The 13,469-nt window shown below is 59.6% G+C and carries 9 protein-coding genes; 8 read left to right on the forward strand and 1 reads right to left on the reverse strand.

Annotated features, from left to right (window positions below):
* Positions 1-306: 306 nt before the first annotated feature.
* The 3 genes from E5334_RS01535 to E5334_RS01545 all read left to right on the forward strand — a co-directional run bounded on the left by E5334_RS01535 (position 307) and on the right by E5334_RS01545 (position 3,521).
* Positions 307-1,494 (forward strand): FprA family A-type flavoprotein, encoded by a 1,188-nt coding sequence (locus E5334_RS01535; RefSeq protein ID WP_136011838.1) that lies wholly within the window; start codon positions 307-309, stop codon positions 1,492-1,494.
* A gap of 189 nt (positions 1,495-1,683) precedes the next feature.
* A complete protein-coding gene (locus E5334_RS01540; protein ID WP_136011839.1) occupies positions 1,684-1,872 on the forward strand; it encodes a heavy-metal-associated domain-containing protein in 189 nt (62 codons plus the stop codon).
* A 206-nt stretch (positions 1,873-2,078) separates the two neighbouring features.
* Positions 2,079-3,521, forward strand: a complete 1,443-nt coding sequence (locus E5334_RS01545) for a hemolysin family protein (protein ID WP_136011840.1) — start codon at positions 2,079-2,081, stop codon at positions 3,519-3,521.
* 384 nt (positions 3,522-3,905) lie between these two features.
* Here E5334_RS01545 and E5334_RS01550 read toward each other — a convergent pair whose 3' ends face one another.
* Positions 3,906-5,552 carry a peptide ABC transporter substrate-binding protein gene (locus E5334_RS01550; RefSeq protein WP_136011841.1) on the reverse strand — a complete coding sequence of 549 codons (1,647 nt, stop codon included), beginning with the start codon at positions 5,550-5,552 and terminating at the stop codon, positions 3,906-3,908.
* 159 nt (positions 5,553-5,711) lie between these two features.
* On the opposite strand from E5334_RS01550, the gene E5334_RS01555 reads away from it, so the two are divergent.
* From E5334_RS01555 to E5334_RS01575, 5 genes are all read left to right on the forward strand, one after another.
* Complete coding sequence (locus E5334_RS01555) at positions 5,712-6,632, forward strand: proline iminopeptidase-family hydrolase (protein ID WP_136011842.1); 921 nt, start codon at positions 5,712-5,714, stop codon at positions 6,630-6,632.
* 289 nt (positions 6,633-6,921) lie between these two features.
* Positions 6,922-9,138, forward strand: coding sequence for an isopeptide-forming domain-containing fimbrial protein (locus tag E5334_RS01560; protein WP_136011843.1), 2,217 nt, complete (start codon positions 6,922-6,924; stop codon positions 9,136-9,138).
* A gap of 171 nt (positions 9,139-9,309) precedes the next feature.
* Positions 9,310-10,746, forward strand: a complete 1,437-nt coding sequence (locus E5334_RS01565; RefSeq protein ID WP_136011844.1) for an aldehyde dehydrogenase family protein — start codon at positions 9,310-9,312, stop codon at positions 10,744-10,746.
* 148 nt (positions 10,747-10,894) lie between these two features.
* Entirely contained in the window at positions 10,895-12,148 is a 1,254-nt protein-coding gene (locus E5334_RS01570) for a DNA recombination protein RmuC (RefSeq protein ID WP_275438874.1), read from the forward strand.
* A gap of 491 nt (positions 12,149-12,639) precedes the next feature.
* Complete coding sequence (locus E5334_RS01575) at positions 12,640-13,425, forward strand: ABC transporter ATP-binding protein (protein ID WP_136011846.1); 786 nt, start codon at positions 12,640-12,642, stop codon at positions 13,423-13,425.
* Positions 13,426-13,469 lie beyond the last annotated feature (44 nt).

Below are 13,469 nucleotides of genomic sequence, written 5' to 3' on the forward strand. Positions count from 1 at the left end.
TTAGCCTCGCCCACCCTTTAGCAGGCGACCCAGCCTCCCTTCTAGGGAAGCTGGGTCGTTTTTTGGTGGAGCGGATACCCCCAAGCGCGCTCCGGGTGCGTCCGCGGCCCTCAGCATTGCCTGGATGGGCAGCCTGTTCTACGAGGGGCAATGCCCTTGTGAGGGGGGTTCGATCTTCTCGGCAGCGAGGGGATGGGGCAACGGGTTTGTGGGGATAACTTAGCGGTATATTTTTGTCTTCGAAGGCCGGCGTAGAGGGCCGGTCTCACGATCCTTCCCGGCCGCTTGCTGGGGAAAGGAGTATTCATGCAGGTCGCACAGCAAATCAAGCCAGACATCTATTGGGTGGGCGCGCTGGATTGGAACGAGCGCCATTTTCACGGCTACACCACCGAGAAGGGCCTCACCTACAACGCCTACCTCATCATCGATGAGAAGGTCACCCTTATCGACACCGTGAAGGCCAAGTTCCATGAGGACCTGCTGCAGCGCATCTCCTCGGTGATCGACCCTGCCAAGATCGACGTGGTCATTGCCAACCACGTGGAGATGGACCATTCCGGCAGCCTGCCTATGATCGCCCAAGCGTGCCCCAACGCCGCCTTCTACTGCTCCACCAAAGCCGTGGGCGAGTTTGCCAAGCACTACCAGGAGGCGGGCATCGAGTTCAATGCCGTAAAGACCGGCGACACCTTGAACATTGGCAAGCGCACCCTCACCTTTGTCGAGACCCCCATGGTTCACTGGCCTGACAACATGGTCACCTACGACGAGTACGACAAGGTGCTCTTCTCCAACGACGCCTTCGGCCAGCACTTCGCGTCCACCACGCGCTTCGACGTGGACTCCGACTACTGCGAGGTCATGAAGCAGGCCCGCAAGTACTACGCCAACATCGTGCAGCCCTACGGCATGCAGGCCGCCAAGGCGCTCGAGGCGGTCAAGAGTCTTGACCTCGAGATGATCGCTCCGGCCCACGGCGTCATTTGGACCGAGCATATACCTGACATCCTGGAACGCTACAGCCACTGGACCCAAAACGAGCGCGTGGACAAGTGCGCAGTCATCTATGACACCATGTGGGATTCCACTGAGAAGATGGCCAAGGCCATCTGCGAAGCCTTTGTCCAAGAGGAGGTCGACTGCCGCTACTTCGACCTCAAGTACACCCATGAGAGCGACATCTTGTCCTACATCATGGACTGCAAGTATGTGTGCGTAGGCTCTTCCACCCTCAACATGCAGATGCTGCCCAACGTGGCCAAGTTCCTCACCTATTTCCGCGGACTGTCCCCGCGCAACAACACCCGCGTAGGTCTGGCCTTTGGCTCCTATGGCTGGGCTCCGGTGGCCCAAAAGCAGGTGCAGCAAGTGCTGGCAGATACCGGCTTCCAGCTGCCGCTCGACCCGGTGAGCCTCAACTGGCGCCCCGACCAGGCTTATCTGGACGATCTGCAGGCCAAGGTCCGCGCCATGATCAAGGAGACCGAGTAACCCTTGCTTTGGCCACCGGCGCGAGCCACAGGTCCTGCACGGCGATGGCCTAAGCTAAAAGACCGTCATCCAAGAGGAGGGGTCCTGCAAGGCGGACTCCTCCTCTTGGCACATCGGGGATCTTTTGGGGCGCCTTTAGCGGAGTGGCTCCTGACAGCATGGTCCCCACTGGCACTAAGGAGGTTTGCCATGAATACCATTCAGGTAGAAGGCATGCATTGCAAGCACTGCGAGATGCTGGTCGCCATGGAGCTTGAGGATCGCGGCGCCAAGGACGTGAAGGCAGACGCCTCCACCGGCACCGTCACCTACGAGGGAGATCTCACTCCCCAGCAAGTCTCCGAGGCGATCGAGGCCGCAGGCTTCAAGCTGGCCTAAAACCAGCCCTGCAGCCGGGATTTTGCTGCCCTTGGGTGCAAGTGTTTCTCGGCAAGAGAAAGGCGTCCGGGCCACTCTGAGCTCTGCGGAGCCTGTCTATAGGGCTTGTCGCACAGCGTGCATTTGGGCGGCTCGGGGCCTTTAGGTAATATGAACACTCGAGTATCGTTAGACAATCCTTCAACCGTTAGAGGTCGAACACTTAGATGGACGTAGCTCTTAGTATCATCGTCACTTTTTTGCTCACGCTGGTAAACGGCTTTTTCTCCATGAGCGAGATGGCCCTGGTAAACGTCAAGCGTCCGCTGCTTGAGCGCGACATGGAGGAGGGCGACAAGAAGGCGGCCACCGCTTTCGAGCTCTCCGGTGATTCTGGCGACCTGTTGGCAGCCATCCAGGTGGCCATCACCCTGGTGGGCTTCTTTAGCTCTGCTGTGGCGGCCACCAACCTGTCCGACCCCTTTGGCCAATGGATGATCTCTTTGGGCTTGCCAGCCTCTGTGGCCTCGGGCTTGGCCCCGGTGATCATTACTCTTATCGTGTCCTACTTCTCCATTGTGGTGGGCGAGTTGGTGCCCAAGCGCATCGCTCTGGCAGACTGCGAAGGCGTGTCCAAGGGTGTGGCGGGTTTTTTGAAGGGCTTCACCAAGGCGGTGCGCCCGCTCATCTGGATCACCGCCAAGAGTGCCGACGGCCTCTCGCGCCTGCTGGGTGTGAAGAGCGCCGATGAGCGCCAGAACGTCTCTGAGGAAGAGATCCGCTACATGGTGAGCGATGCAGAAGAGCTCACCGATGAAGAGAAGAGCATGATCCACGAGATCTTTGACCTGGGCGACGCGGCCGCTCGCCAGGTGATGGTGCCTCGCGTGGACATGACGGCGCTGGAAGACACCCTCACTTTGAACGAGGTGCTGGCCTGCATGCGCCAGACGGGCTATTCGCGCATTCCCATCTTCCACGAGGACGTGGACCGCATCGTGGGCATCGCGCATATCAAAGACCTTATCGCCCCCATCATCGACGAGGGCAAGGGCCAGGACGCCATCGCAGGTTATGTGCGCGAGGCGGACTTTGTGCCTGACACCAAGGATATCATCCCGCTGCTCTCCGAGATGCAGACCAGCCACGACCAGATGGTCATCGTGGTAGACGAGTACGGCGGCACTGCCGGCGTCATCACCATCGAGGACATCGTCGAAGAGGTGGTGGGGGAGATCGAGGATGAGTTTGACCCCGACAACAAGTACCTCACCAAGCTGGCCGACCGCGAGTGGCTGGTGGACGGCCGCTTCTCTATCGATGACGCCGCTGAGCTGGGCTGGCCCATCGAGGACTCCGACGCCTACGAGACCATCGCCGGCTTCATCCTGGATCTGGCCGACGGTCTGCCCAGTCCCGGTGAGGTCTTCGAGGTAGAGGGCTGGCGCTTTCGCGTGCAGTCCATGCGCGGCAATCGCATCGCCCTCTTGCGCGTGATCGCACCGGTGCCTCACGATCCCGAGCAGGAGGAAGCCGATGAGGACTCCGAGCGCTCCCATGAGCGCGACGGCGGCTGGCTCTCCCGCATCCGCGAGGGCCACGACGACAAAGATGCCCCGGTAGATGTGGACGTGGAAGACGCCACCGTCGACGAGCAGGAAAAACGCTAAGGCGTCCTCGTGTGCCAAAGATGCTGCGAGATGTGATGGGCCCTGGGAGCAAAACCCCAGGGCCCATCGTCGTTTCGAAGGGGCAATCTTGGGATCCCTCCTGTGGGGGCCATCTGGGCCGTTAATCCCGATGTTCTAGATGGGCACCTAGGAGAACAACTTGCAAAGCGGCGATGGCTATTAGGCTCCAAATAGAACGCTTTTCAAGCGGTAATGGAATCCTAGGCAGCTAAATAGAACAGAATGGGTTCTATTTAGCTGCCTAGGAGTACGGAGAGCCCAAATGACTGTTCTCTTAGAGCGCCTAGGAGAACAGCTGCTCTCTCTGGTAGTTCTCTTAGAGCGCCTAGGAGAACAAAGGGGGTGGGATGTGAGTGAGACGCACTAGCCTTCGATGGTCATCTGCGCGGCTACCGGTAGGATCTGCGGAGTGATGCGGAAGTCATGGCAGCGCGCTGTGGCACATTTGGCAAGCCCGCGCCAGTTGAGCGGGGCGATGGGGAGCTTCTCGGCAGCATAGACGTCGCAGGCGTGCATGGCGTCCACGCGCTCCTGGTCGTCTCGCACGGCGCGGGCTGCAAGGATCATTCGGTCGAACTCCGGGTCATCGAAGTGGCTCATATTGTCGCTGGAGGATGCCGAGAAGAGCGGATAGAGGTAGTTGTCGGCGATGGGGTAGTCTGCATACCATCCACGGGCTGCCACTACAAAGTTGCCCGAGTAGTAGTTGTCCAGCATGGCGGCATATTCCAGCTGGTTGATGGAGGCGTCGATTCCGATGGCGTCCCAGTCGGAGATGATGGCCTCATACTCGGTCTTGTCGTTGGCCGCATTGGTCATCAGTTGGATGGCAAGTCCGCGGCGCCCATTGCTGTCTGCCGGGTAGCCCGCCTCGTCCAGCAGAGCGCCCGCGCGGTCGCGGTCGAACTCCACGGGCCAGGTATCGGGGGTGGAGCCTGCGATGGCGGGAGGAATGATGTCTGTGGCTGGCTCGGCAGAGCCCTGGTACACGTTGGTGCAGATGGCGTCGCGGTTGATGGCCAGGGAGAGCGCCTGGCGAATGCGAATGTCTGCGATCTCTTGAGCGCCCATGTTGAACACCAGGTATTGGGTGTAGAGCATCTCGCCAGAGAAGTACTGGTGGCCGGGGTTAGCCACATAACCGCCGTCCTCGGCCTCGCCGTAGGTCTCTTTGGACTGCATGCACTGGTTGAGGGGCACATTGGAGCAGTCGCAACTGCCGGCCTCCACCTCCTTATAGGACGTGAGCACGTCGCGGTACACGGTAAAACGCACACCCGAGATCTTGGGAACGTCGCCCCAATAATCCTCATAGCGCTCTAGCTCAACATATTGGCCGTCTTTGAACTCTCCTTTCATCTTGAAGGCGCCGTTGCCCACAGGGGCGGCCGCATAAGACTGGTAGTTATCGCCGGTGCCCATGCCTTCTGGGATGGGAGCCAGCGTGCAAGTGGAGCATACGTAGGGGAAGTCTGCGTAGGGGGCCGAGAGCTTGACCACTAAGGTGGTGTCATCGGGAGCAGAAAGCCCCGTGAACTCCACGTTCTCGCCGCTCACCAGCTGGTCGTAGCCGTCCACCATGGACAGGTGGTAGCCCACAGCCGAGGGGGTGTCGTAGGACTTTGGATTCACCAGGCGCGTCCATCCGTAGATGAAGGATGCGGCGGTGACCTTGCTGCCGTCGTGGAAGGTCACGTCGTCGCGCAGATGGAAGGTCCACTCGTCTGCCGTCTCGTTGGATTCCCAGCTTTTGGCTACTAGAGGGTCCAGCTCCTGGGTTTGGGGGTTGTAGCGGGTGAGAGGGTCGAACAGCTGGTAGCACACGGCCATGGCGTTCTCGTCCTCAAGGGTGTAGGGCTCGATGCCGGTGGGGTTTTGGATGCCGTAGACCAAGACGGCCTCAGCGCCGCTGCCGGTCTTGCAACCGGCTAAAGGTGACGCCACGCCCCAGGCTGCCAAGGTTGCTGCGCTTGCCTTCAAAAACTGGGCGCGGCTGAGCTGGATGTTCATGGGACCCTCCTCTGTCAAACTAAAGTGGCCTTATAGTGACCGAGAAACCCCTGCCTTCAAGAAACGAGAGTCCACTATTAATAGGGACGCAATCAAGGGACCCTACACTGGGGGCCTGATGTGGGGCCTTTTGGCCCATCGCGACGGAAAGAGTGCTTCATGACCTCGAAGGGGGCTGCTATGACGCTTCAAGAAAAAGTGGGCGCCATGGACTTTCATGGCTATAAGACCTGGTATCGCGTGGTGGGGGAGCCGTCGGCCCATAAGCTCCCGCTGCTCGCCATCCATGGAGGCCCTGGCAACACCCACTACTACTTGCGCTCCTTGGACGAGCTTGCACGGCGCTATGGCCGCCAGGTGATCTACTACGACCAGGTGGGCTGCGGCAACTCGACCCCTTTGGCCAACCCCCAAGAGGAGGCCTCTGCCCAGCTCTTCGAAGAGGAGCTGGTATGCCTGCGCGAGCACTTGGGCTTGGACCAGTGCCACCTGTTGGGCCAGAGTTGGGGCGGCATGCTGGCGCTGCAGTACGCCACCCATCATCCCAAAGGCGTCGCTTCCATGGTCATCGCCAGCTCGCCTGCCTCCCTTGACCTGTGGCTTGAAGAGGCGCTGCGCTTGCGCAGTTACCTGCCTAAAGAGATGGAGGCGGCCCTGGCCCAGGCCGACCGCGACGGAGACTATGAGCGCCCTGAGGTCAAAGCCGCCAGCGACCTGTATTACCGCCGCCATGTAAGCCTCGTCCCTGAGGACCAGCGTCCCAACAACCTGCGGCGCCCCATCCCCAACCCCCATGGCGACGAGGTGTACCACATCATGCAGGGGATGAGTGAGTTCGTGGTCACCGGCAAGCTCTCCCACTGGAGCGTGGTGGATGAACTGCCCTCCATCACCATCCCCACCCTTGTGACTTCCGGAAACGCCGACGAGTCCACCCCGCTCATCTCCAAACAGATCGTCGACGGCATTCCAAACGCCCGCTGGGAGCTTCTGCGCGGCACCCACTGCGTGCATCTGGAGATCCCCGAGACCTACAACGCCCTGGTGGAGGACTTCCTCTCTGAGCATGACCCGGCATAGCCTTCAGGCTCGTCGCCGGCACGCGCCCTAATGCCGTCGTCGATATCACTTGCACAATATAAAAATACATCTAAAGGATCCCTGCGCGATGACGCTGTTGCGTGGGGATCTCGCGTTTTGTGCAGCCCTCAAATCCTACCGAGAAAAACCTGCACTCAGGGTGCCCAACAATGTCTTGGTCTCTTATATGTTCATAATATATATCTTCTTAATATTATAAGAAAATGCGCGGTGTCGTTCATGGCAGTAAATAATAAGAAAGCCCGCCTCTCAGGGGGAGCGCCCCCAGGTGGAGCCCATTGCCTTCTGGCGTGCCGGTGGCACGGGGCTGCGCCAAGCGCTCAATACCAAAAAGAATGCAAGCCCCTACTACTACGACATTGGTGCCTATCTGCCTGGCGACACCGTGGCAGCCGCCTATTATCCCGGCTCTGCCAGCGCTGCCGAGGGCGTGCCTGTCACGCCTGCCACCGACGGCTGGCGCTTTGATGGCTGGAATACCGAGGCTGACGGCTCTGGCGACTCCTTTGGCCCAGCCACTCCCATTACTAAGAACATGGTGCTCTATGGCCAGTGGTCGCCCAAACCCATTGACGTGGTGTTTGATCTGGATGGCGGCGAGATGCCCGGCGAGAACGAAGGCGACCCCGCTTCTTCCGACCCCATCGTGCAGCACTCCGAAGCCCTGAAGACGGTCACTGCGCCCGAGGGCACGCCGGTGCGCGAGGGCTACTCCTTCATGGGTTGGAGCACCGAGCAAGGCTCTCTCATCCCCAACTTCGACGGCGACGAGCAGCTTTGGGAAGAGCCCGACGACACCCGCACCTACTATGCCGTATGGGTTCCCAACCCCAAGACTGAGGTAACCGTAAAGACCGAGAATATCACCGATCCAAAGGCCGAGCATCCCCAGGTGGACGACAAGCTGGTCACCACAGTGACCGCTTCTAACACCGGCGATCCCACCAGCTACTGGCAGGGCGTGAACGTCTCTGTGCCGCTGCCCGCCGGCGTCGACCTCATGGACGAGCCCATCACCGTGGAGCGCCCCGACGGCACCACCCAAACACTGGATCCCAAAGACGTTTATGACCCTGAAACCCGCACAGTGTCCCTGCGCATTGGTGACGTGCCTGGAGATTCCCAGGTAAAGGTGCATATCCCTACCAAGGTCAACGGCAAGGCGCTGCCGCCTAAGTCCAATGAGCCCACGGACCCTTCTGATCCCGACGATCCCAACCCCGCCGATCCCTTTGACCCGCAGGTAGACATCTCTGTGAAGGTCACAGGCGAGAATCCAGACGGCTCGCCGGTGGAGGAGCTCCAGCGCGAGGCGCCGACTCCTGGCAGCGAACAGGTGCTCCCCGCGAACCCGGATCCCACCGTCACCAAGGAGGTCACCAATGTGACCCGCGGCGATACCACCGATGCCCAGGTGGGCGACCTTCTGCGTTATACGGTCACGGTGGCCAACGACCATCCTTATTCCGAGCTCAAGGATGCGGTGGCCTCAGACCTGCTGCCCCTGGGCCTTGACTTGGTCCCTGATACCGTGAAGGTCACCTACCCGGATGGCGCCCAGGAAGCTATGGATCCTGCCGACGTCTACCACGACGAGACCCATACCCTCACGGTTCCTGTGGGCAACATCTTTGGGGGCGAGAAGGTGGTCGTGACCTTCGAGGCGAAGGTCAACCGCTCTGCTGTGGATGAGGCGACTCCTGAAGCCCACGACATTGGCAACGTCGCCACCGTCGATGGCAACACGCCCGAAGACAAGAAGGGCGAGCAGCAGCAGTCTCAGAAGATCTTCCCCTCAGGCTGGATCAAGTTCGCCATCCCCCAGCCCACCGTGGCAAAGACTGTGATTGATGACGACCATCCCAATGGCTACTACGAGGGTGACCAAGTGACCTATTCCATCGAGGCGGGCAACAGTCAGCCGGGTACCGCCTGGGAAGACGTGGTGGTGCATGACACCTTGCCAGACGGCCTCGCTATGGTGGCCACGTCGCTCACGCTGATCCATCCCGACGGCACCCAAGAGCGCCTCGCCCGCGACCTCTACGATCCTGAGACTCGCGAGCTTACCGTACCTATTGGCACTATCCAAGGCGGCGAGGTCTGGCGCGTCACCTTCGCCTGTGACCTGTCTAAACCCGCCAATGGCACAGCCGTGGTCAACCGCGCCAGCGCCTCTGGCACCGGCTTTGGTCTCACCGACCCCTCCGGCGATGGCTCCTCAGGCATCCAGTCCGGAGGCATTGTGGCGGTAGACGCTGCTGGGATCGCCGAGATCAAGACCGTCCAGGACCCCTATGCAGAAAACGAGACCAACGGGTCTGACCTTGTGGTCCCCGTTAAGAAAGCCCTGCGTTCTGTGGCCGTCATCCCTGCCACTGGCGACCGGGTGGTCGACGGCGCCCTTACTGTAAGCCTTGCCTTTGGCGCTGCGGCCTGCGCCACCATGGCAGTGCTTCGCCGCCGTAGGGCTGCCGACCGCTGAGCTATACCTCAGGCGCCACCTTCCAGGCGCTCCAAGCCTTGTCTTGGAGCGCCTTTTTTACGGGTTCAGGCACCCTCCCATTAACGGCGGCAGGGTTTCTCGGCATCGCCTTGGGCGAGCCTTTCAACGGGTACATGCATCTCATGCACATCGTCGCCCAAAGGAAGCATCATGGATCGTCAAACCGTGTCGAAATCGGCTTCTTTTGCCGAGAAACCCGCACCGTCCCAGCCAGAAATCGATCCGGCGCAGCTGGTGAGCAGCCAGCGTGCCTATTTTGAATCCGGGGCGACGCTGGACGTGAACCGCCGCATCCTGGCGCTTCAGCGTTTTTACGATGCGGTGAGGCGCCATGAGCCGCAACTGGCCAAGGCTATGAAAGAGGATCTGGGCAAGAGCGCCCAGGAGACCTATATGAGCGAAGTGGGATTGGTGCTCTCGGAGACCAAATATCAAATCGCCCACCTGAGAAGCTGGTCAAAGCCGCAACTAAAGGCGCCTAGTATTATCAACTTCCCTGCGCTCAGTTTTGATGTGCCTAACCCCAAAGGGGTCGTCTATGTGATGAGCCCCTGGAACTACCCGGTGATGCTGGCGCTGGAGCCTCTGGTGGGAGCAGTAGCTGCAGGCAACTGCGTTATCGTGCGTCCTAGCGACTCGGCGCCGCACGTGGGTCAAGCACTTGCGTCTCTTGTCGCTGAGGCCTTTGACTTCCGGCATGTTGCCTGCGTGCTGGGGTCCCACGACATCGCTGATGCCCTTTTGGCCCAGCCCGTCGACCACGTCTTCTTTACCGGCTCCAAAGGGGTGGGAGCCTACGTCATGGAGCAGGCGGCAAAGATCCATGCCTCGGTCACCCTGGAGCTGGGAGGCCAGAGCCCCTGCATCGTGTGTGACGATGCGCACATCAAGCTGGCGGCGCGCCGCATTGTATTTGGAAAGTTCCTCAACTGTGGACAGACTTGCGTGTGCCCCGACTACGTGATGGTGGCCCGCTCGGCCCACGACGCCTTCGTGGCGGCGGTCAAAGACGAGATCGTGCGCCAATTCGGCGAGAACGCCCTGGACAATCCCGATTGGGGAAAGATCTGCAAGCCGCGCGGCTACCAGCGCATCTTGGGCCTGGTGGACCCGGCAAAGGTGGTGTTTGGCGGCCAGCACGATGACGCTGCCTGCCGCATCGCCCCCATCGTGATGGATAACGTGCAGCCTGCCGACAAGGTGATGAGCCAAGAGATCTTTGGTCCCATCCTGCCCATTATGGTCTTCGATTCCATCGATGAAGCATGGTCGCAAATCCGCTCGCTGCCCACGCCGCTGGCCGCCTACCTCTTCACGCACAATCAGAGCATCATCGACTATTATCTCAAGCAACTATCCTTTGGGTCCGGCTGCATCAACGACACTATCATGCAGGTGTCGGTCTCAAACATTGGCTTTGGCGGCAACAAGGCATCCGGCTTAGGGCGGTATCACGGAAAGTTCTCCTTTGATACCTTCACCAACTACAAGGCCATGCTCAAAAAGTCGTGCCTTATCGACTTGCCCATGCGCTACCAGCCCTACAACTCTTTATCCAACGCCGTCATCCGCTTGCTGGTGCGTTAGCCAGACAGTCCTCATAGTGCATTTCCTGCCGAGAAAAACTTCCTCAGAATCTGGGATGACAGGGGCGCTGGCTCGCTTATACTAAGGCGTACAGATGTTCGATACGCTTAGAGCGTGTAGCTGTAGTGTCCGGGGAGCAGGGAGTGCTATGTCGGTAGGAGAGATCTGTGCCATTGCGGTGGCGGTGGGAGCGGCGGCCATCGCCCTTTGGAGTCTTGCAAAGCTGCGTCAAGACACCCAATCGCAGCAGAATGCAGATACAGGGGTACAAACCAGGCTCCTTGACCAGCAATCGCAGGTGCTGGGCCGCCTGGATGGCCTTGCCCAAACCTCTGCGGCCATGGCAGGGCGCGTTGATGAGCTGCGTCGCGATGTCACAGCTCAGCTGGGCACAGATCGCGATCGCACAGACGCTCGATTGGCCCATATGGATCAAACCCTGGCCGGCGCCCTCACTCAGTTGCGCCAGGACAATACCCACCAACTCGACGAGCTGCGCCAGACGGTGGACCAAAAGCTCACGGCGGCCATCAACGAGCAGCTCTCAGTCTCCTTTGCACAGATTTCCCGGCAGTTGGAGGCTGTCTACAGGGGCCTGGGCGACATGCAAAACCTGGCAGGCTCTGTGGGCGACCTCAAGCGCGTGCTCTCAGGCGTGAAGACTCGCGGCATTCTGGGGGAGGTGCAGCTGGGGGCGATTTTGGAAGACATCCTGGCTCCCTCCCAGTACCTGGAAAACGCGGCCACCAAGCCTGGGAGCCGCGATCGTGTGGAGTACGCCGTCAAACTGCCGGTAGCTCAAGGCGACCCCGTCTTGCTTCCTATAGACGCGAAGTTTCCCGGGGACACCTACGTGGCTTTGTTGGATGCCTATGACACAGGCGATAAGGCTCAGATTGCGGCAGCCAAAAAGCACTTGCAGGACCGCATCCTGAGCGAGGCCTCAGATATTGCTTCCAAATATGTAGCTCCTCCTCATACCACGGCCTTTGGCGTGCTCTTCGTGCCCTTCGAGGGCCTTTATGCAGAGGTGGTGTCGCTGCCGGGTCTGCTGGAGACGCTCCAACGCACCTATAACGTGGTAGTAACTGGTCCGTCTACCATGGCCGCACTTATCAACAGCTTGGCCTTGAGCTACCAAACCTTCGAGCTTCAACAGCGCACAGACGAAGTGCTTCGCATTCTGCAAGCGGTTAAGGCCGAGCTCCCTCGCTATCAAGAAGCTCTTATCAAAGCCAAGCGCCAGATAGATACGGCCAGCAACACGGTGGAGTCCATTATCACTACTCGCACCAATGTGATGGAACGCAAGCTGCGCTCTATCGCGCTGCCTACCCAAGAAGGGGGCGCGGGCTCTACTGCGGGGTCTGACCCCTTTGAGCTGGAAGGTGAGGAGCTCTAGTCTGCAGCACACAAGAACAAGTATGCTCTCGTGCATTGAGGGCCAGATGGTGTGCCGTTCTTAGAATTTGTCACCCCAGTAGTCCTTCAGATTGTCGACAGATCAGTATTTATCGATTAGTATGCCAAGGGACGGCCCACCTCCGACGATTGGAATTACGATGGGCAACCGCAGGCTTTCTAGTTGGGTGAAGCGACAGCGCCATCCCTTTATAGGGTGGCTTACCTCACTGCGCTCTCGCCTGATCGCCCGGCGGTGGCATCGCGGGCTGCGCAGGCGTCTCACGCCCTGTTCTGTGCCTGGCCTGCGTCATGGGTCTCAGTGGTGACCCATTTCTTACAGTTGGCCTTGGGGCATTAAAACCAATATCCGCTGGGCGTAAAAATGGCTAGACTAGGTCAAGCATTTTTTTGTTGGCCCTCGTTAGTCGTAGTGATGCCTCGAAAAGGCGTGTGGCGCAGTTATCCCAGTTGTGCGAAAGGACGCATGTCATGGCCAGCCCTATTCTTGACGTACGCGGTTTTGTGAAGCGCTATGGCACCAAAGTGGCGGCTCACGGCTATTCTCTTGCCGTGGAACCCGGGTCGATCCTGGGCCTGGTGGGCCCCAATGGCGCAGGCAAGACCACCCTCATCAAAGCTATGGTGGGCGTACAGGATTTTGACGAGGGGTCTATTGCCATTTGCGGCCACGACGTGGTGAAAGATCCTATCGCCGCCAAGACGCATCTCGCGTACGTGCCAGACACCCCCTGGGTCTATGGGTTCATGACGGGCATGGCCTACCTAGAGTTTGTCTGCGACATCTTTGGGGTGGACAGCGCTCGGCGCAGAAGCGTCATCCAAGAGCTGGCAGAGCGCCTGGAGATGGTAGATGCCCTTGCGGATCGCGCGGATTCCTATAGCCATGGCATGTTGCAAAAGCTGGTGGTCATGGGGGCGTTGGTGCATGACCCAGACTTTCTGGTGCTCGACGAGCCCTTCGTGGGGCTCGACCCTGTAGCCACCCGCACTCTTCGCACTGTGCTTCAAGAGCGGGCCGCCCAAGGCAAGGCGGTGCTCTTCTCGTCCCATGTGCTTGAGGTGGTGGAGCGCCTCTGCGACTCGGTGGCCATCATTCAGGCAGGCCAGCTTCGCGCCTTTGGCCCCATCGATCAGGTGTTGGGCGACGAGTCTTTGGAAGACGTCTTTATGGACGTGGTAGAGACTCATGAGGCCACGGCAGCTCCTGCGGCGCCAGTGCGGCCTTCCGACGCTCCTCAAACCCCCTTCTCCTAAGGATGTAAGGCTAAGGCAATATCTTCAGTATTTGATATCACGCA

This window comes from Muricaecibacterium torontonense (assembly GCF_004793925.1).
In the GTDB taxonomy this organism is placed as follows: Bacteria; Actinomycetota; Coriobacteriia; order Coriobacteriales; family Atopobiaceae; genus Leptogranulimonas; species Leptogranulimonas caecicola.